Raw genomic sequence first — 15,125 nt, 5'->3', positions numbered from 1 at the left:
ACTTAGCAGATAAAATAAGATTGCGCCAGTTTTGTTTGTGAAAGCTGATCAATCTGCTAAGCAGTATGCATGTCCAGTAGCTGTAAGTATTAGTCAAGCAAGGTGCCGTGCAAAGTAAAGTGCTTGGCTTCCTCGATGCGCACATCCACAAATTGACCAATTAAAGCTGGGTTATTGCTGCGAAAATAGACGATGCGGTTATTTTCATTACGGCCCTGTAATAGTCCTGGGTCTTTTTTCGCGTAATCGTTAACCAGCACGCGCTGCACAGTGCCAGCCATACGTCGGGTGTGCTCAAAGCCTTGTTGCTGTAAGCGGTGCTGCAACAAACCTAAGCGGTGTTTTTTAACCTCATCTGGGGTGTCATCCGCCAGCTCAGCTGCTGGCGTGCCAGGGCGCGGGCTGTAGAGGAATGAGTAGGAGAAATCAAAGCCAACATCGGCGACCAATTGCATGGTTTGCTCAAAGTCTTTTTCTGTTTCACCGGGGAAGCCAACAATAAAGTCAGAGCTGATTAAAATATCTGGCACTGCTGCTTTGAGTTTGCGAATCCGCGACTTGTACTCCAGTGCGGTATGGTTGCGTTTCATTGCCGCTAAAATGCGGTCAGAGCCCGATTGCACAGGCAGGTGCAGGTACTTGGCCAGCTTAGGGATATTGGCGTGGGCATCGATCAGTGAATCAGAGAACTCCAGCGGGTGTGAAGTCATATAGCGGATGCGGTCAATGCCATCAATTTCTGCCACCAGACGAACTAGCTCGGCAAAATCCACCACCTCATCGTTCGCTAAGGTGTCACGGTAGCCATTGACGTTTTGTCCCAGCAAGGTGACTTCACGCACGCCGTGTTCTGCTAAGTGTTTGATTTCTTTGAGCACATCTAGCAGCGGTCGGCTGACTTCTTCGCCGCGGGTGTAGGGAACCACGCAGAAGCTGCAATATTTGCTGCAGCCTTCCATCACCGAAACGTAGGCAGTAGGCCCTTCAATGCGCGGCTCGGGCAGGTGGTCGAATTTTTCGATTTCGGGGAAGGACACGTCAACTTGCGCTTTGCCAGTGCTGCGCGCGGCGTCAATCATTTCGGGTAAGCGGTGCAAAGTTTGTGGGCCAAATACCACATCAACATAGGGTGCGCGTTCGCGAATTGCCGCGCCTTCTTGGCTGGCTACGCAACCACCGACGGTGATGATCAGCTCTGGATTGGCCAGTTTCAGTTCACGCCAACGGCCCAGTTGTGAATAGACCTTATCTTGCGCGCGCTCACGGATGGAGCAGGTGTTAAGTACAATGACATCTGCATCCGCAGCATTTTTGGTGGTTTCTATGGCTTGGTTTTCGCCCAGTAAATCCACCATACGCGAGCTGTCGTACTCGTTCATTTGGCAGCCGTGGGTTTCGATATATAATTTTTTAGCCATGAGAAAACGTGCCTACAGGTAACAACATTAGCCGCATATTATGGAAGACCTGGCAGGAGGGCGCAAACCTATTTGCGTATTTCGTTGGGAATGCTGTATTTGTCTGAGTCAATTGCTAGGTTTTATCCGCTGACTCAGCATATGGTGAGTGTTGGCTAGAGTAGCGGCGGCCACTGATAGTTCAGCAGTGGCCGCGCATTTTACTTGCCCGGCAATAGGGTTAAACGCTGTTTGCCATACACTTTTTCGATGTCGGTATGCGTGTTGGGGAGCGGATAGAGCTTGCCCGTCACTGCCTTGGGCAGTTGCTGGTAAGGGCTGTAAGGGTTATCGGATTGGCCGCTGAAGCTTGCCGCAGACACTGGCACTGCTTGCGAAAAATCGACCAGCAGCGATTGGCTGTAACTGGGCTGCGGTGTGGCTGCTTGGCTGCTGGCTTGGCTACTGTGCAAGAAGCTATTGAGCAAAAACTGCGCCTTGCTGCCGCAGGCATGTTGCCAGAAGGGGCTATCGTCTCGGCCCAGCAAGTGATCCAGCCAAGCGGGGTAACTGTGCTGGCTATGTAAACTGAACGCCTGCTGCACGCTGGTCGGTAAGGACTGCAACTCAGTGCTAAATAACTGCGCTTGCGCCTGCGCTAAAAAGCTCTGCAGTTGCGCGGCCTGCTGCGCCGATAAAGGTTGATCTGCGGGTAGGGCTAAAAAACCTTGCAGCGCCTGCTGGGCTTGACTGCGTTGTGCGCTGGGCAGTTTTTGCAGGGCCTGTTGCAGAGCTGTGGGCATGCCGCCGCTGCTGAGCATTTGCTGCAGTTGCGTGATTAGCCAAGGGCGCTGCCGGCTTGTGTCGCTGGGTAGGGCGAGGCTTGCGGGGTTTGGTTTTTTCGTCAGCTGTATGGCCAGGTTTTCTGCTCGCTCTGGATTGGCCCAACTGCTGGATAATTGCAGGCCGTAGCCCGGTTGGGTTAAGCGTTGATTAGCCGCACTGAGCCAGCCTTGGGCAGGGTCTTGATCATAAGGGTAAAGCATTGGGTCAGCGTAACCTTCCCAGGCGACAGTGGCGTCCCAACCCGGCGCGGGGAAGAGGCCGCGGCTATTGCGGCGATTGGGGTAGCTGCCAGTGACTTGCCACGCAATGTGCTTGGCATCGGCGAGCAATACATTGGCCGGTAAAGCCCGTAATTCTTGGACTAACTCGCTGGCTTTTTCAACTGAAGCACTGCTGAGTAACTGCCAGAGTACATTTAAACTGCGGTCAGCGTCTCGCTGGGTACGCTGCAATGCCAGCCCGTAACCGCTGCTGCTATTAGGCGCTAAAGTGGTTAATAAAGGGCCGTGGGCGGTGCTGTAAATCGCCTCACGTACTGGGCGTTGGCCACGAATAAAGAAGGTTTCCATGCGCTGCTGGGCAGGCTGCCATTGATCATTAGCAAGGTATTCTAAACGGCCTTGTTGCTGGCGCAGTTGCTCAATAAACACATCTTGACTGTCGGCCATTACCGCACTAATGCTGTAGGCCAGCTGACCATTAAAACCCGCGATCAAGACCGGCACCCCAGCAATGCTTAAGCCTGCGGCCTGCAGTTGCGGTGAATGTAAGTTAACCCAGCTGTACGGTGCAGGTTTGTGTTGTGGCTGCGCTTGCAGGCTGTGCAAGGTTAAGCTGCTGGCACCTGTAAGGTTCTGTTGTGGGCTGCTGACCAAACTGGTGGCTAAAGGCGCTTGTAAAGTGTTAAGTGCTGAGAACTGATTGAGGGTGTCGAGCAGTTGTAGGGTGCTGTTGCTTAGCGCACTGTTGCGCAGGACTTGTGCGGGGATTTTTTGCGCGTCAGCCACGGCTAAAGCTTCGTCAGGGTAAACCGGTAATAACCACGGCAGTTGCTCTGTATCTAAATGCTGAGCAAGGGCTAAGGCCAGTATCTCTTCAGCTAGATTGCCGCTTTGGCTAAAGCTAAATAGGCTCAAAAGCAGCGCACTGTCTTCAGCTTGCCAGTACTCGGGTTTAAAGTTGGCCTGCGCCAATTCTGGCGGCAAAGTGTTGCGCATTTGATATAAATAGGCGTTCACGCCACGGGCATAAATTGCCAAATAGCTCTGTAGGTTTTTTGGCGTATTTTTATAGAGGTTTTGCCCGTCAGCGCTGAGATTAATAGCACGCATTAAACGGTCCAAATCGAGCATCTCGGCGCCGTACAGCTCAGCCAAACGGCCTTGAGCTAATAGGCGCAGTTGTACCATTTGCGTGAGGCGGTCACTGGCTTGGTTGTAGCCTAAAGTAAACAACAGGTCATGGAGGTTGCCGGACTCAATCAACGGCATGCCAGCTGCATTTTTTGCAATATGACCGGATTGGGCGATGCCTTGCAGTCGCACCACACCAGTGTCGGGCACCACGCTTTGCGCCGCGCGCGGCTCGAATAACTGACAGCCAGATAAGGTCGCCGCCAATACGCTGAGCAATAGCGCTGCAGCATTGGTCGGGCGCAGAGAAAAAGGTGGCAAACCAAACAATTGGCGCATAGTGATAATCCGCATAGAAAAGTTTAACTCAGGAGTCGGGGGCAGGCACTTGGACCTGCAGCTGCCTATTGTAGGCTGTTAACTGTTATTCTTGACACTGATTTGTGGGGCCGGTTCGTTTGCAGTTTGCGCAAAGCATAAGCTGTTACTGGCGGTCGGCACTGAGCCGGCTGCACTGCGTTGTGTCAGCCGGGTAAAATAGATTATTCATTTATGTTCGCAGGGGCAGGTTTTAAAATGACTGGCAGAGTCAGGGCCGCCTGTGGCGTTGTTAGTTAAGGGTATAGCGCGTGTTGCAAACAGAAAAACACTATGTGCAGTGGCACGATCAGGATACCCCGCAGCAGACGCGTTGGTTATCAGAAAGTAAGCAGCCGCCACCGGCGAAAATCGTCCTAGTGGATGATCAAACCACTGCCGATCATGCGTACCGTTTAGCCTGTGAGGGCAACTCGTTAGTTTGGCGTGGGGACTTTCATAATGCGCGGCAGTTGTTGCAGGCTATGACCCGTCGCATTGAGCGCACAGCGCAACGCCGCGCGAGCAAGGCCGCGAAGTCAAACAAGCCCGCTGCAGAAGCCAAGCAGATGCCCAACTTATTCCATCAGCAGCGCCACAGTCAGGCGCAGCGCGCGAGTATTTTAAGCCGTTTATTGCTGCAGTTGGATGCCGGCTATGTCAGTCGCTTGCGCCGCGCTCCTGAGTTGAGCGCTGCGTGCACAGCAGCTTTTGGTGAACTGGACGAGCCCTGCTTGATCTCTTTGCGTGATGTGCAGGGCGCTTTAGGTGCTGCGCAGTGGCGTGCAAAAGGTGTTGCCATTGCTGATTTGGACCTGTCGATTTACCCACATTACGGCGTCTTTGCGCCCACTCGCCATGAGTATGTGCAGTTACTGCTCCAAGCACCATTGCCGCCTGTGCATGATGTTGCCTTTGATATTGGTACGGGCACTGGTTTGCTGGCGATTATCTTGGCGCAGCGCGGTGTGCCGCAGATCATTGCTACGGATTTAAACCCGCGGGCTTTAACCTGTGCGCAAGATAACTTACAACGCTTAGGGCTGACGACGGTGCAATTGCAGTCCGCCGATTTGTTCCCTCTGGCCTCGCCTCCAGCCAATCTAATTGTCTGTAACCCGCCTTGGTTGCCAGCCAAACCCAGCTCACCGTTGGAGTACGCTGTGTATGACGCCAATAGCGCCATGTTGCGCGGTTTTTTACAGGGCGTGAGCCAGCATTTAGCGCCACAAGGTGAAGTCTGGTTGATTCTTTCTGATTTGGCCGAGCACTTGCAGTTGCGCAGCCGTGAACAGTTGCTGGGCTGGATTGCCGATGCTGGTTTGCTGGTTAAATACCGTCTGGATACGCCAGCTAAACACGGGCGCAGTCAAGATGAAACAGATCCGCTGTTTGCCGCCCGCAGTGCAGAAGTCACTTCGTTATGGTGTTTGCAGGTTACTGAGTAAGTTTTTGCTTCTGGTTTTTTTATTTTAGATAAGCCATTGTCGTGTTTCGCCGAGCTGTGTTTTTATGGGTTGGACGGCGCTGGATTACTCTTTTGAATAAGGATGAGCATGACAAATACGAGCCAAACTGTTGCGCAACTCATTGTGCGCTGCCTAGAGCAAGAAGGTGTTGAATACGTTTTCGGTATTCCCGGTGAAGAGAATATTCGTCTGCTACAGGCCATTGAGCAGTCAGAGAAAATCCGCTTTATATTGGTGCGCCATGAACAAGGCGCGGCTTTTATGGCTGATATTTATGGCCGTCTTACCGGCAAGGCGGGTGTCTGTATTGCCACTCTTGGCCCAGGCGCGATTAACTTATTGCTGGGTGTGGCTGATGCTCAAACAGACTCATCACCTTTAGTGGCCATCAGTGCCCAGGTTGGCCTCAACCGTATTTATAAAGAATCCCATCAGATTGTCGATTTAGCAGCGATGTTTAAGCCGGTGACGAAATGGGCAGATACCATTTTAAGTAAAGAAGCCGTGCCGGAAATGTTGCGCAAAGCGTTTTCTTTAGCGCAGGCTGAGCGTCCTGGAGCAACCTATTTAGCTGTGCCACAAGATTTGGAAGAGCTTGTGGTGCCGGATACTTTAATCCCTATTCAGCCACCTGCTATAAGTCAAATAGCACCTGTACAGGCGAGCATTGCCGCAGCAGCTGCTTTATTGCGCGGCGCTAAATCACCAGTGATTCTGGCCGGACATGGTGTGGCCCGTGGTGGCCATGCGGAAGCACTGGCAGATTTTGTCGAGCAGTATCAAATCCCCGTTGCTACCACTTTTATGGGTAAAGGTGTGCTCAGCGATCGCAGCCCACATGCCTTGGGTGTGATTGGCTTTATGCGCCATGATTACGAGAACTTTAGCTTTGACGCAGCTGATGTGGTGCTGTGTTTGGGCTATGAGCTGCAAGAATTTGATCCAGCGCGGATTAATCCAAATAAAGATAAAAAACTCATTCATATCAACACCTTAATGCCCGATACCGATGTGGCGTATATAGCAGAGGTAGCCATCCAAGCGGATATTCAATTGAGCTTAGCGGCGTTAACTGAGCATTTAGGTGATGCGCCTTTGCTGGACTCTGCGCTGGCAGCAAACATCCGCACTTTACGTGAGCAGGAGTTGGCGCAGGGCGCAACTGATCCGAGCTTTCCGTTAAAACCGCAGCGCATCGTCGCAGATATACGCGCAGTGCTTGGCGATACCGATGTCGTGCTGGCCGATACCGGTGCTATTAAAATGTGGATGTCGCGTTTGTATCCAGCTTATGCGCCTTTGACCTGCGTGGTTTCTAACGGCTTATCCACTATGGCTTTTTCTTTGCCGGGCGCGATCGGTGCACATTTGGCTGATCCCAGTAAAAAAGTGCTGGCAGCCATGGGCGACGGCAGTTTCTTGATGAACTCACAGGAAATCGAAACTGCTGTACGCGAGAAAATTCCGCTGGTTGTTTTGGTTTGGGTGGATCAGAGCTACGGGTTGATTAAATGGAAGATGGATTTAGAGCTGGGTGCGCATAACAGTGTGGATTTCACTAACCCAGACTTTGTGCAATATGCACAAAGCTTTGGTGCCAGTGGGTATCAAATCAACAGTGCTGACGAGTTGCAGCCCACCTTAAGCAAAGCATTGGCCAGCTCTGGGGTAAGCATCATCGCGTGCCCAGTGGACTACGCAGAAAACATCAAACTGACCGACCGTCTCGGTGAGCTGACGATGCAGTTGTAGTAGGTGAACGGCTGTGTCTAGTGGCTGTTATTTCTAGTCGCCGTTCAGCTGGCTAGGCGGGTTTGCTCATGTTAAACCGCCTAGCCGGCAGCGCCATTCAAGCAGCCATTGACCTATGGCAAGGCGCTTTTTGCTTGCTTAGTTAAACTCAATTGATAATGTTGTACATGCGATGTGCAACGGCGTTAAGAGAGGATTTGAGCATGCAAACAACCCGCTGGTTGATGATTGACGGCAATGAAGCCACCGCGACGATTGCCCACCGTTTAAGTGAAGTCTGTGCGATTTATCCGATTACCCCAGCTTCGGCCATGGGCGAGTGGGCGGATGAATGGTCGGCGCAAGGGCGCACCAACCTGTGGGGTACAGTCCCGCATATTGTCGAGATGCAAAGTGAAGGCGGCGCGGCCGGTGCTGTGCATGGCGCTTTGCAGCTTGGCAGTTTAGCCACCACTTTTACTGCCTCGCAGGGCTTGCTGCTGATGATCCCCAATATGTACAAGATTGCCGGTGAGCTGACGCCCGTGGTGATTCATGTGGCAGCGCGTTCGTTAGCTTGCCAAGCGCTGTCGATTTTTGGTGATCACAGTGATGTGATGGCGGTGCGCCAGACCGGTTTTGCCATGCTCTGCGCAGGCTCTGTGCAAGAAGCGATGGACTTTGCCTTGATTTCCCATGCCGCGACTTTGATTGGCCGTTTGCCTGTTTTGCATTTCTTTGATGGTTTCCGCACCTCACATGAAGTGGCGAAAATTGAGGCAGTGGGTGATGAAGTGTTGCATGCGCTGATTTCCCAAGACGCCTTGCATGCCCATCGTGCTCGCGCCATGAGTCCTGATCATCCGGTGCTGCGTGGTACCGCGCAAAACCCTGATGTGTATTTTCAAGGCCGCGAGACGGTCAATAAGTTTTACTTAGCTTTTCCTGAACTGGTGCAGCAACTGATGGATCAGTTTGCTGAGCTGACCGGTCGCCACTATAAATTATTTGAATACCACGGCGCTGCAGATGCGCAGCGGGTGATTATCCTGATGGGCTCTGGCGCAGAAACTGTGCATGAGACGGTGGATTACCTGCAGACGCAAGGTGAAAAGGTTGGTGTGTTGCGGGTGCGTCTGTATCGGCCGCTGGATGCACAGGCGTTATTGGCCGCGTTACCCAGCAGCGTCAAACAGCTTGCCGTGCTTGATCGCACCAAAGAGCCGGGTTCAGACGGCGAGCCGTTGTATAAAGATGTGATTACTGCTTTGGCGCAAGCGCAGATGCAGGGCAATAGCCCCTTTGCGGAGCTGCCGACAGTCATTGGCGGGCGCTACGGTTTATCCTCTAAAGAATTTACTCCGGGCATGGTCGCGGCGATCTATAAAGAGCTGCAGCAGCCACAGCCAAAAAACGGTTTTACCATTGGGATCTATGATGATGTCACCCACAGCAGTTTGACGTGGGATGAGCGTTGGCATACCGATGCGCATAAAGAGTCAGTGCAGGCGCTGTTTTACGGTTTAGGTTCCGACGGCACAGTGAGTGCCAATAAAAACTCGATTAAAATTATTGGCGAAACCACGGATTTATATGCGCAAGGCTATTTCGTCTATGACTCGAAAAAGTCCGGCGCGATGACTGTGTCGCATTTACGCTTTGGCCCGCAGCCAATTCGTTCCACCTACTTAATTGGCGACCACCAAGCGCAGTTTATTGCCTGCCATCAGCCACAGTTTATTGAGCGTTTTGAAATGCTGGATAAAGCCGCTGAGGGGGCGGTGTTCCTGCTCAATACTGCGCATCCAGTGGATCTGGTCTGGGATGAACTGCCGCGGCGCATGCAAGAGCAGATCATTGAGAAACATATCCGTGTGTATTGCATTGACGCTTACGCGGTGGCGCAGCAAGCCAATATGGGTAAGCGCATCAACACCATTATGCAGACCTGTTTTTTTGCCATCTCTGGAGTGTTACCGCGAGAGCAAGCGATTACGGCGATTAAAGAGGCGGTGCAAAGCACCTACGGTAGTAAAGGGCAGAGCATCATCGACTTTAACTTCCGCGCCATTGATGCGGCGCTCGCCAGTTTGCATGAAATGCTCGTACCCACTGCGCCGACCAGCACCTTTGAACGGCCACCCTTGGTGGATGACAATGCTCCTGACTTTATTGGCCGTTTTACTGCGCGTTTGATTGCCGGTGAAGGTGATCGTGTGCCGGTGAGTATGATGCCGGTGGACGGCAGTTTCCCGCTGGGCAGTGCCGCCTATGAAAAACGTAAATTGGCCTTAGAGATTCCAGTGTGGGATGCCGAACTCTGTACCCAGTGCGGCAAATGCCCAATGGTGTGTCCGCATGCAGCGATTCGCAGCAAATTGGTGCCCAAAGACTTAGTCGCAGATGCGCCAGACAGCTTTAAAACCCATCAGGTTTTGGGCCGTGATTACCCGCAAGACCATGTGATGATGTATCAAGTTTCGCCAGATGACTGTACCGGTTGTGGTCTGTGTGTGGATATCTGTCCGATCCGTGACAAGTCCAATGCATCGCATAAAGCCTTGAATATGCAGCCCATTGAGCCGATTCAGGCGCAAGAACAAACCAACTGGCAGTTCTTCGAGGCCTTGCCTGAATACGACCGTAGCGTGGTGAAACAGACCACCATTAAAGGTGCGATGTTGCTGCAGCCGCTGTTTGAGTTCTCTGGCGCGTGCGTCGGTTGTGGTGAAACGCCGTATTTGAAACTGGCCACCCAGCTGTTTGGTGATCGTATGGTAGTGGCCAATGCCACCGGCTGTTCCTCGATTTACGGCGCGAACTTGCCCACTACGCCATGGACGGTGAACGCCGAAGGCCGTGGTCCTGCTTGGAATAACTCGCTATTTGAAGATAACGCTGAGTTTGGTTTAGGTATGCGCATTGCCATTGATCAGCAGACCCTGTATGCGCAAGAGTTGCTGGAAGAATTACGCGACAGCATCGGCAGTGAATTGGTTGATGCCTTACTCACAGCTGAGCAAAACACGGAACAAGAGATTGCCGAGCAGCGCATGCGCGTGGTGCAGCTTAAACAACGTTTGGCTGAGTTAAGCGATCAGCCACGGGCGCAAGAGCTGTTAACCGTTGCCGAGCAGTTGGTGGTGCGCAGCGTATGGATTATTGGTGGCGATGGTTGGGCCTATGACATTGGCTATGGCGGTTTGGACCATGTGCTCGCCTCGGGGCGTAATGTGAATATCTTGGTGCTGGACACTGAGGTGTATTCCAATACTGGCGGGCAAACTTCTAAAGCTACACCGCGCGGTGCGGTGGCTAAGTTCTCCTATGCCGGCAAGCCTACGGCGAAAAAAGACTTGGCCATGCTCGCCATGGGCTATGAAAATGTCTATGTCGCTAAAGTGGCTTATGGCGCGAAAGATACACAAACCCTGCGCGCCTTTATTGATGCAGCGGCCCATGATGGCCCGTCACTGATTATTGCCTACTCACCTTGTATCGCCCACGGGGTGGATTTAACCCATAACCACCGTCAGCAAAACTTGGCGGTAAAAAGTGGGCACTGGCCGTTATTTCGCTATGAACCCTCCCGTGCCGAGAAAGGCTTGAATCCTTTGCGTTTAGATTCGGCTGCACCCTCGATTGATTACACTGATTTCAGCTCCACTGAAACGCGCTTTAGTATGCTCAATCGCACTTACCCAGAAGCGGCCAAGCAGTATCAAGAGCAAGCCCAAGATGATGTGATCGCACGCTTTGCCCATTATCAGTCGCTGGCGGATTTGCCCGGTGCTGCAAATTTAGAGAAAAAGGAGTCAGGTGATGAGTGATTTATCCACTGAGTATTTAGGCCTGAAGCTAAAAAACCCGCTGGTACCATCCTCCTCGCCACTGACCGGTGATTTGGACAGCGCCCGTGAATTGGAAGATGCGGGTGCCAGCGCCTTGATTCTGCCGTCGTTATTTGAAGAAAGTATTTTAGCTAGCGAAGCCGCCGCCGCCCGTTTTTTGCTGGAGCAGGATATTGGCTTTGGTGAGGCGGGTAGCTTCTTGCCGATTCCGGATGACTCGATCTATCAGAGCGAGTTGGATGAGTATTTGCACTATATTCAGACGCTCAAAAGCAGCCTGTCGATTCCAGTGATTGCCAGCCTTAACGGGATTTCTACCGAAGGCTGGACCCGTTATGGCCAGCAATTGCAAGAGGCCGGTGCCGATGCGCTGGAGCTCAATGTTTATTATGTCGCGGCGGATATCTTTGAGTCGGGTGCTGAGGTGGAAGCGCGCTACTTAAATGTGCTGCGTGAACTTAAACAACATGTGACAGTGCCAGTCACGATGAAATTGTCCTCGCAGTTCAGTTCGGTAGGGCATTTCGTGCGTAGTTTGCAAGAGGCGGGGGCGCAAGGGGTGTCATTGTTTAACCGCTTCTATCAGCCGGATATTGATCTGCTGACCCGTGAAGTGGTGCCGACCATTAGTTTGTCGTCTTCCTATGAAAATCTGCTACGCATCCACTGGGTTGCCACTTTGTTCGGTAAGGTGGATTTATCATTGGCGGTGACTGGTGGCGTGCATACTGCAGAGGATGCGCTGAAAGCCTTAATGGCGGGCGCGGATGTAACGCATTTGTGCAGCGTGTTATTGCAGCAAGGTCCACAGGCGCTCGCTGCCATTGAACAGGGCATGCGTGAATGGATGACGGAGCATGAGTATCAGTCGGTGCAGCAACTCAAAGGCAGTGTCTGCCGTGAACGAGCCATTGATCCCAGTGCCTATGATCGCGCCAACTATGTGCAAGTGATGCACAGCCACCGCAGCGCTAAAGGGGTGTGGCGCTAAAGCGGCTGGTTTTCTGTATGGGTTGGCTCATGCGAGGTTGGCCATTGCTGGGGTATTGAATTGTTATCCACAGAAGCTGTGGATAACTGTGTGGGTAAGATGGTTGTAGATGGCTGCGAGGCTGATGTTGCGTGGCTCAGAGTTAGATTGATGAAAAATCAGGCGCTATAAAAAAGTCTTTATAATCAATGTGTTAAGTATTTTTCGTGGATGTTTAAAACTTCTGGCGGGAAAAATTATAAATATAAAAGTCAACAGCTAAAATGTGGACAAGTTTATTTTTTTATCAGTAAAAGCGGTTGACATTGATGCTTAAGCAGCGCTATAGGCGCAACTGAATATGACTGTGTTGCAGGCTTTTTAGCGCTCAATGGTTCGTGTCTTTGCGAGCGCATCAGCCTAAAGCGTAGTATATTGATGGCCATACCACTTAATTTAGATTTAAAGCGTAGCGAAGCAAAACATGACTGTTAATCCATTAGATCCTGACCACTTTGAACAGCACGATGACGATTTAGCCACAGCTCCGGCTAAGCCCGAGTTACAACCGCCACCGATGTACCGCGTCATTATGCTCAATGATGACTACACGCCGATGGACTTTGTGGTTGAGGTTTTAGAAAGTTATTTTGCCATGAGCCGAGAGCAGTCAACACAGACCATGCTAGCAGTCCATCATCAAGGACAGGCGGTGTGTGGTATCTATACCCGTGATATTGCTGAAACCAAAGCACATCAGGTCAGTCAATATGCACGAGAATGCAATCACCCTTTATTGTGTGAAATAGAGCAAGACGCATAACCGGCAAGCTATTTGAAATGAGGTGAAACCATGTTGAATTTAGAACTTGAGGTCACCCTCAACCTGGCATTTAAAGATGCTCGAGTCAGTCGCCATGAGTACATGACGGTTGAGCATCTCTTGCTGGCCTTACTGGATAACCGTGAGGCGGCAAATGTATTGCGTAGTTGCGGGGTCAACTTTGAGCTGATGCGCCACGAATTACGCACATTTATTGATAACACCACACCTTTATTGCCGGAAACGCTGGACGATGCTGATACTCAGCCCACCCTTGGTTTTCAGCGAGTGCTGCAACGGGCAGTATTTCATGGACAAAGCTCCGGCAAACAAGAAGTGGGTGGTGCCAGTGTTTTAGTGGCGATTTTTAGCGAAACTGATAGCCATGCAGTGTATGTGCTCAAGCAGCACAATGTGCAGCGCTTGGATGTGGTCAGCTATATTTCTCACGGTTTAGACAGCGATGCCAGTGGCGCCAATGCTGCACACAGTGATGACGAAAGCGCTGAGGGCGCCAGTGAAGCAGCTGCCAGTCCATTGCTGGCCTATGCACAGGATTTAAACGAACAAGCGCGGCAAGGCAAAATCGATCCGCTCATTGGTCGTGCGCATGAGTTGGAGCGTGTGGCGCAGATTTTAGTTCGTCGCCGTAAAAACAACCCATTGTTAGTGGGTGAGGCTGGGGTGGGTAAAACTGCCATTGCGGAAGGTTTAGCGCGGCGCATTGTTGATGGTGATGTGCCTGAGATTTTGCTCGACAGCGTGGTTTACTCGCTGGATTTAGGCGCGTTATTGGCCGGTACTAAGTACCGTGGTGATTTTGAGAAACGCCTCAAAGATTTGCTCAATGAATTGCGCAAGCGTCCCCATGCGATTTTATTTATTGATGAAATCCATATGATTATTGGGGCTGGCGCTGCTTCCGGTGGGGTGATGGATGCGTCTAATTTACTGAAGCCGCTCTTGTCCTCTGGGGAAATTCGCTGCATTGGTTCTACCACCTATCAAGAGTTTCGTGAGATTTTTGAGAAAGACCGAGCGTTGGCCCGCCGTTTTCAGAAAGTTGACATTAATGAGCCATCGGTGGAAGACACTTACCGGATTTTGCAGGGCTTAAAAGAGTATTTTGAGCAGCACCATCAGATCAGCTATACGGACGGCGCGTTACGTGCGGCGTCTGAATTGGCGGCTAAGCATATCAATGACCGTTATATGCCAGACAAAGCCATTGACGTGGTGGATGAAGCCGGTGCTTTCCAGCGCTTACAGTCAGAAGAGAGTCGCGCTGAAGCCATTGACGTGACTCAGATTGAAGAAATTGTGGCAAAAATTGCCCGCATTCCTTCACGGCAAGTGAGCAGCTCAGATAAAGAGCAATTGCGGCACTTGGAACGTGATTTGCGCTTAACTGTATTTGGTCAAGAAGCTGCCATTGAGGCGCTGGCCACAGCGATTAAGCTGTCGCGCGCAGGGTTGAAATCGGCGAATAAACCTGTGGGTTCTTTCTTGTTTACTGGCCCAACTGGGGTGGGTAAAACCGAAGTGGCGAAACAGTTGGCCAATTCGCTGGGTATCGAGTTGGTGCGCTTTGATATGTCAGAATATATGGAGCGCCATACTGTTTCGCGTTTGATCGGTGCGCCACCGGGTTATGTTGGTTTTGATCAAGGCGGCCTCCTTACCGAGGCGGTTACCAAACAACCCCACTGTGTGTTGTTGCTCGATGAAATCGAAAAAGCTCACCCCGATGTGTTTAATCTGCTGTTACAGGTGATGGATAACGGTACTTTAACCGATAACAATGGCCGTAAAGCTGACTTTAAGCACGTGACTTTAGTAATGACGACCAACGTTGGTGCAGAAACTGCGGCCCGCGCTTCTATGGGCTTTGCCCAGCAAGACCACAGCACTGACGCCATGGAAGCATTGAAGAAAACCTTCAGCCCTGAGTTTCGTAACCGCTTGGACAGCATTATTCAGTTCAGCCGCTTAAGCCTCGACACATTGAAATTCATCGTCGATAAGTTCTTAACTGAATTGCAAGCGCAGTTGGAAGAAAAGCGTGTGCAGCTGGATGTTACTGAAGATGCACGTACTTGGTTGGCCGAGCATGGTTATGACCCAGATATGGGCGCACGACCCATGGCGCGTTTGATTCAAGAGCAGATTAAGCGGCCTTTGGCAGAGGAGATCCTCTTTGGTGAGCTATCTGAGCAGGGCGGCATTGCCCATGTGGGTGTGAAAGGGAATGGCTTAGTCTTGACCTGTGCAAAGGAACTCAGCGCCGAACCCGCTTAAGATAAGCGCTAGCTTAGCCTCAGTTGCCAAG

The 15,125-nt window shown here is 51.6% G+C and carries 8 protein-coding genes; 6 read left to right on the top strand and 2 right to left on the bottom strand.

The window, feature by feature from the left end:
- Nucleotides 1-89: 89 nt before the first annotated feature.
- On the bottom strand, nucleotides 90-1,418 hold the full coding sequence (gene miaB, locus O6P33_RS10130; RefSeq protein WP_269817662.1) for a tRNA (N6-isopentenyl adenosine(37)-C2)-methylthiotransferase MiaB: 1,329 nt from the start codon (nucleotides 1,416-1,418) through the stop codon (nucleotides 90-92).
- A 200-nt stretch (nucleotides 1,419-1,618) separates the two neighbouring features.
- Complete coding sequence (locus O6P33_RS10125) at nucleotides 1,619-3,934, bottom strand: penicillin acylase family protein (protein ID WP_269817661.1); 2,316 nt, start codon at nucleotides 3,932-3,934, stop codon at nucleotides 1,619-1,621.
- Nucleotides 3,935-4,224: 290 nt separating this feature from the next.
- On the opposite strand from O6P33_RS10125, the gene O6P33_RS10120 reads away from it, so the two are divergent.
- From O6P33_RS10120 to clpA, 6 genes are all read left to right on the top strand, one after another.
- Nucleotides 4,225-5,400, top strand: a complete 1,176-nt coding sequence (locus O6P33_RS10120) for a class I SAM-dependent methyltransferase (protein ID WP_269817660.1) — start codon at nucleotides 4,225-4,227, stop codon at nucleotides 5,398-5,400.
- A 108-nt stretch (nucleotides 5,401-5,508) separates the two neighbouring features.
- A complete protein-coding gene (locus tag O6P33_RS10115) occupies nucleotides 5,509-7,173 on the top strand; it encodes an acetolactate synthase large subunit (protein ID WP_269817659.1) in 1,665 nt (554 codons plus the stop codon).
- Nucleotides 7,174-7,376: 203 nt separating this feature from the next.
- Nucleotides 7,377-10,982 (top strand): pyruvate:ferredoxin (flavodoxin) oxidoreductase, encoded by a 3,606-nt coding sequence (gene nifJ, locus O6P33_RS10110; protein WP_269817658.1) that lies wholly within the window; start codon nucleotides 7,377-7,379, stop codon nucleotides 10,980-10,982.
- Nucleotides 10,975-11,994, top strand: a complete 1,020-nt coding sequence (locus O6P33_RS10105) for a dihydroorotate dehydrogenase-like protein (RefSeq protein WP_269817657.1) — start codon at nucleotides 10,975-10,977, stop codon at nucleotides 11,992-11,994. Before nifJ ends, O6P33_RS10105 begins: the two co-directional genes overlap by 8 nt.
- A gap of 463 nt (nucleotides 11,995-12,457) precedes the next feature.
- On the top strand, nucleotides 12,458-12,796 hold the full coding sequence (clpS, locus tag O6P33_RS10100; RefSeq protein ID WP_269817656.1) for an ATP-dependent Clp protease adapter ClpS: 339 nt from the start codon (nucleotides 12,458-12,460) through the stop codon (nucleotides 12,794-12,796).
- Nucleotides 12,797-12,826: 30 nt separating this feature from the next.
- Nucleotides 12,827-15,094, top strand: coding sequence for an ATP-dependent Clp protease ATP-binding subunit ClpA (gene clpA, locus O6P33_RS10095; protein ID WP_269817655.1), 2,268 nt, complete (start codon nucleotides 12,827-12,829; stop codon nucleotides 15,092-15,094).
- The last annotated feature ends 31 nt before the right edge of the window (nucleotides 15,095-15,125 follow it).

This window comes from Denitrificimonas caeni, assembly GCF_027498055.1.
In the GTDB taxonomy this organism is placed as follows: Bacteria; Pseudomonadota; Gammaproteobacteria; order Pseudomonadales; family Pseudomonadaceae; genus Denitrificimonas.
Note: the sequence above shows the minus strand (reverse complement) of the source record. Positions and strands in the feature narration are given on the sequence as shown.

Coding starts and splice junctions, on each gene's coding strand:
- miaB (WP_269817662.1), bottom strand. CDS start 1,418: ATGGCTAAAAAATTATATATCGAAACCCACGGCTGCCAAATGAACGAG.
- O6P33_RS10125 (WP_269817661.1), bottom strand. CDS start 3,934: ATGCGCCAATTGTTTGGTTTGCCACCTTTTTCTCTGCGCCCGACCAAT.
- O6P33_RS10115 (WP_269817659.1), top strand. CDS start 5,509: ATGACAAATACGAGCCAAACTGTTGCGCAACTCATTGTGCGCTGCCTA.
- nifJ (WP_269817658.1), top strand. CDS start 7,377: ATGCAAACAACCCGCTGGTTGATGATTGACGGCAATGAAGCCACCGCG.
- O6P33_RS10105 (WP_269817657.1), top strand. CDS start 10,975: ATGAGTGATTTATCCACTGAGTATTTAGGCCTGAAGCTAAAAAACCCG.
- clpS (WP_269817656.1), top strand. CDS start 12,458: ATGACTGTTAATCCATTAGATCCTGACCACTTTGAACAGCACGATGAC.
- clpA (WP_269817655.1), top strand. CDS start 12,827: ATGTTGAATTTAGAACTTGAGGTCACCCTCAACCTGGCATTTAAAGAT.